A 4,393-nucleotide genomic window follows, 5' to 3' on the forward strand; every position below is an offset into this window, starting at 1 on the left:
GGGCGAACGGAGCCGGCGGGGCCCCCGGGGCCGCCGCCGTCCAGCCGCCCCAGGGCCCGCCCGGCACGGCGTACCGCCTCCAGCCCATGACGGACGCGGCGCCACCGCGCCGCGGCCCCAACAAGCCGCTGGCCCCCCGGGACCGGCCCGTCCTGGAACTGCCGCCGGGCGCCCCCGGCGACAACGCCATGGTGCTGACCTTCGACGACGGGCCCGACCCCCGCTACACCCCCGACATCCTGGACACGCTCGCCCGCCACCAGGTGCGCGCGATGTTCTTCGTCTGCGGCGAGATGGCCTCCGAACACCGCGACCTGGTACGCCGGATGGCCGCCGAGGGGCATCTCATCGGCAACCACACCTGGACCCACCCCCTGCTCACCAAGCTGTCCAGGCCCGCCCTCGCCTCCGAGATCGTCCGCACCAGCGACATCGTCCAGCAGACGGTCGGCGAGGCGCCGAAGTGGTTCCGGGCGCCCTTCGGGGCCTGGAACCGGGCCGTGTTCGAGATCGGCGCCGAGCTCGGGATGGAACCCCTCGCCTGGACCGTGGACACCCTGGACTGGAAGGAGCCCGGCGCCACCACGATCGTCTCGCGGGTCCTGCGCGGAGCCGCCCCCGGAGTGATCGTCCTGAACCACGACGCGGGCGGGAACCGCTCGCAGAGCGTCCACGCCCTGCGTGCCTACCTGCCCCAGCTGCTCGCCCGCGGCTACCGCATGACGCTGCCCTCGCCGGCGCACCTGCCGACCGCGTGAGGCCAGGGCCCGACCGCCCGGCACCCCGAGGGGCGCCGGGCGGTCGGGCCCTCAGCGCGCCGCCACCATCCGGGCGAAGACCACCACGTTGCCGTCGTAGCCCTTGGCCTTCGAGTAGCCGCCGCCGCAGGTGATCACCCGCAGCTCGGGGTGCCCCGTGTCCCCGTACACCCGGGCTCCGGGGAAGGACTCCTTGGAGAAGACCTCCACCCCGTACACCTCGAACACCGCCGTACGCCCGTCGTAGCGCTCCACCTCGATCCGGCTGCCCTTGCGCAGCGAGCCCAGGCCGTAGAAGACCGCCGGGCCCTGCGCGTTGTCGACGTGCCCCACGACCACCGCCGAACCGCGCTGGCCCGGCGAGATGCCGTTGAGGTACCAGCCGGCCAGATTGGGGTCCTGGGGCGGCGGCGCGTCGATCCAGCCCTGCGCGTCCAGACCGACCGTCATCACCGGCGCGTCCACGTTGAGCTTCGGGATCCGGATGCGCTGCACGGAGGAGTGGTCCAGCACCTCCATGTCCGGCGGCGGCTGGGGCGGGTTCGCCGGCAGCTGGTCCGGGCGCACGTCGACGGCGGCCGCCGCCGTGGGCTGCGGAGGCCCGTCGTCCGCGGTCGCCCCGTTCCGGATCATGGCGAGGCCGGAGAGCATGACCAGGGCGAGTACGCCCCATGGTGAGCGTCTGCGCGCCTTCCCCGTCTCGTCGTCGAACGGCATCAGTTGTCCCTTCCCGACGCGGGGGTCCCGACCCGCGTTCCTTCCCCACCCCTTACGCCCTTCTTCCCGCACGGTAGGACCGGGCGGCCGGAACGGCGATCGGGGAGGGGCGAACGGGTGGTGCGCGAGGAGGCGGGTGCGGCCGGTGGTGCGGGGACCGAGGAGGCGGGTGCGGCCGGAAGGGGTGCGGCCATCCAGGTATTCGTCACATGAATGACTGACGGGTTGTGACCTGCGGATCCGTCAGTGCCGGCGCGCGCGGCCCGGCGTGTCGCTCAACCGGAGAGACCAAAGCCGGAAATGCGCTGGTTGCCGGCGGGACGGAGGGTTCGAGACGGGACGCGTTCTCGTCGATCATCCCGGGCGACCGCTCCGGGGCGCTTCCCGCTGGAGGTTCCACCATGCGTGCCTTTCGCGCCTTCACCGTGACCGCGGCGGCCTGCGCCGCCGTGGGACTCAGCGTGCCGTTCGCCGCCGCGGACCCATCCGGGACGGGCCACGGGCCCAGCAACATCTCGGTGAACCCGTTCCGTGTGCACCAGGGCTCCACGATGCAGGTCAGCGCCAACGGCTGCGGCCGCGGCGGCGTGGTCAGGTCGCACGGAAACTTCGACCCCACCCTGCTGTCGCCGGGCTCCACCAACTTCGCCACCGTACGGATCTACAACCACGCCGCGCCCGGCATCCACACGCTGCAGGTCCAGTGCAACGACAGCAGCCTCATCGGGACCCACCGCTTCCAGATCCTGTCGGGCAACGGCGCCCAGGGCGGTATCGGTGGCTCCATCGGCCCGTCCGCCACCGAGACCGCCATCGGCGCGGGGCTCATCGGTGCGGCGGCCCTGGGTGCCGGCATCCACCTCAAGCGCCGTCACCGCGCCGCTCGGGGGCGGTCCTGACCGGACGAACCTCCCCGGTCGCCCCGCCCGCCCACCGCACGCCCCGGGTCCCGGCCAGGACCCGGGGCGGGCGGCCGCGGTGAGCGGGTCAGTGCCGGCCCCGGGCGGCGGAGCGGCGGCGTACCACGTACGTCGTCCCGGCCGCTGCGGCGAGCAGCAGCCCCGCCCCGGCACCGAGTTCCAGCGGGTCCAGTCCGGCGACGCTGCCGCCCAGACCGCCGCGCACCGCGCCGGCCGTCCTGCCCGCATCGGTCACGGCGGGCACCGTGACCACGGGGGCGGGGACGTCGGCGAGCGCGGTGGCGGTGGCCGTGACGGTCGAGCTGGTCGTAGGCCGGGTGGTGCCGCCCGCGATGGTGAGGTCGGCGGAGCCGGTCTCGCCGCTGCAGGTGAAGGAGACGGAGTACACCGCTCCGCGCCGGGCGTCGCGGTCCACCGTCACGCGTACGGTCTGCCCGCGCGGGACGGCGACGGAGTCGAACACGCCGGAGGAGACGGTGGCGTAGGCGGCGTTGCAGCCGGTCACGGAGAGGACGACCTGACCGCCCGGAGCCACCGTCGACGGGGTGACGGCGAAGCCGAACGAGGTCTGGCGGGCCGGCCGGGGGCCGGGAGCCGCACTGCCGGCGGACGCGCTGAAGGCGCCGAGCACGAGGAGGGTCCCCGTGGCGCCGGCGCAGAGCAGGGCCGTCGCGGAGGTACGTATCACGCCCATGGTTGGTCTCCGAACCCGAGGAGCATCCGCGGAAGGGATTTCCGCACGGGGAAGGTGGTGCACCTCGATGTCGGCCACGCTAGGCGCGCGCGGGGTGACCCGCGATCAGAACCGGGCAAATGGGGCATGGTGGTAGGCCGAACCGGGGACGAGTGGGCCGTCCCCGGTTTGGCCGGTCCGTCCGGTGGTGCGGGTGCGGGGCGTCAGTGCCCGCTTCCCAGATGCGGGAACTGCTGGAGGAACGGGTCCGCGGTCGCGGCGATCCCGCGGCCGAAGGGGGCGTCGAAGTCCCAGATCAGGAAGAGCAGGAAGGCGATGAGGGCGCTGAACAGCCCGGCGAGCAGCATCTCCCGGAACGACCGCCGGATCTGCAGGGCGAAGACCATCCCCACCGTCACCAGCGCCCCGATGACCAGCCCGAACCACACCACTCCCGGCATGGTGGCCCCCGCGCTCTGGCCCCGGGCGCTGCGGGCGTCGTCGACCGCGCCGACCTGGTCCACCAGCGGCTGGTACGCCTGGCCCTCGTGGTCGGTCTGCGGCTCGTAGTCGGTCACGTCCCGGCGGATCTTCTCCAGCAGGCGCGCGCTGTCGTCGGTGATGTCGCCGTGCTCGGCCATCTCCCTCCACTCGGTGCCGACCACGTACGAGACGTACGCGTCCACATCGGCCCGGATCCGGGCCCGGACCTCGGCGGGGTAGACCTCGGAGCGGACGCTGATCTCGTGCAGGGCCTGGGCCTCCTGGCGCACGTACTCCTGGGCGGCCCCGCGGGCCTCCCAGACGCCCGCGATGGCCAGGCCCAGGACGATCGCGTAGATCACGCCGATCATCATCGTCATGTACTCGATGACGTCCGGGGTCTCGCTCGGATCGTCGTCGTCGCCGATCCGCCGGTGGTTGAGGAAGGCGATGGACAGCACCACGGCACAGGCCGCGGCCATCGCGATGGTCAGGACGAGCCATTCCGACACGGGGGACTCCAAGAGGGAAGGGCGGCAGGGTCCGCAGGACGAGGACCGGGACAGGAGTGAAGGGCCACGGCCGAAGGGCCACGGCCGAAGGACCAGGACCGGCGGGCCTCAGCGCGGACGCAGGGCGACGAGGGCGAGGACGGCGGGAGCGGAGGTGAGCAGGGTGAAGGTGACCGGTGAGATGCGGTGTTCGGCCGGCTTGCGGGCTTCCGTCCGGTAGGCGGGCCTGGCGACCGGGGTCTTCGACGGCGCAGGGGCGGCCACCGGGACGGGCGGCGCATGCCTCGGCCTCGGCGGGGGGACCACCCGCGGCGGGGCCGGGGGCGGTGC

Annotated in this window: 5 protein-coding genes and 1 pseudogene; 2 read left to right on the top strand and 4 right to left on the bottom strand. The window is 73.6% G+C overall.

What is annotated here, in order from left to right; translation table 11 throughout:
* A partial coding sequence (locus tag GPJ59_RS34050; RefSeq protein ID WP_219671830.1) for a polysaccharide deacetylase family protein occupies nt 1–758 on the top strand: 758 nt, incomplete at its 5' end.
* 51 nt (nt 759–809) lie between these two features.
* On the opposite strand, the gene GPJ59_RS34055 is transcribed toward GPJ59_RS34050, so the two are convergent.
* Nucleotides 810–1,475 carry a class F sortase gene (locus tag GPJ59_RS34055; RefSeq protein ID WP_219671831.1) on the bottom strand — a complete coding sequence of 222 codons (666 nt, stop codon included), beginning with the start codon at nt 1,473–1,475 and terminating at the stop codon, nt 810–812.
* 401 nt (nt 1,476–1,876) lie between these two features.
* Between GPJ59_RS34055 and GPJ59_RS34060 the strand changes: the two genes are divergently transcribed.
* A complete protein-coding gene (locus GPJ59_RS34060; protein ID WP_219671833.1) occupies nt 1,877–2,374 on the top strand; it encodes a hypothetical protein in 498 nt (165 codons plus the stop codon).
* Between the two features lie 88 nt (nt 2,375–2,462).
* Here GPJ59_RS34060 and GPJ59_RS34065 read toward each other — a convergent pair whose 3' ends face one another.
* From GPJ59_RS34065 to GPJ59_RS34075, 3 genes and pseudogenes are all read right to left on the bottom strand, one after another.
* Entirely contained in the window at nt 2,463–3,089 is a 627-nt protein-coding gene (locus GPJ59_RS34065) for a hypothetical protein (protein WP_219671834.1), read from the bottom strand.
* A 203-nt stretch (nt 3,090–3,292) separates the two neighbouring features.
* Nucleotides 3,293–4,063, bottom strand: a complete 771-nt coding sequence (locus GPJ59_RS34070; RefSeq protein WP_219671835.1) for a bestrophin-like domain — start codon at nt 4,061–4,063, stop codon at nt 3,293–3,295.
* Nucleotides 4,064–4,171: 108 nt separating this feature from the next.
* A pseudogene (locus tag GPJ59_RS34075) lies at nt 4,172–4,393 on the bottom strand (hypothetical protein); the annotation flags it as partial.

The sequence above is a fragment of the Streptomyces bambusae genome (assembly GCF_019400985.1).
Lineage (GTDB): Bacteria > Actinomycetota > Actinomycetes > Streptomycetales > Streptomycetaceae > Streptomyces > Streptomyces bambusae_A.

Excerpts from the sequence above, each read along its gene's own strand:
- GPJ59_RS34055 (WP_219671831.1), bottom strand. The coding sequence starts at position 1,475 with ATGCCGTTCGACGACGAGACGGGGAAGGCGCGCAGACGCTCACCATGG.
- GPJ59_RS34060 (WP_219671833.1), top strand. The coding sequence starts at position 1,877 with ATGCGTGCCTTTCGCGCCTTCACCGTGACCGCGGCGGCCTGCGCCGCC.
- GPJ59_RS34065 (WP_219671834.1), bottom strand. The coding sequence starts at position 3,089 with ATGGGCGTGATACGTACCTCCGCGACGGCCCTGCTCTGCGCCGGCGCC.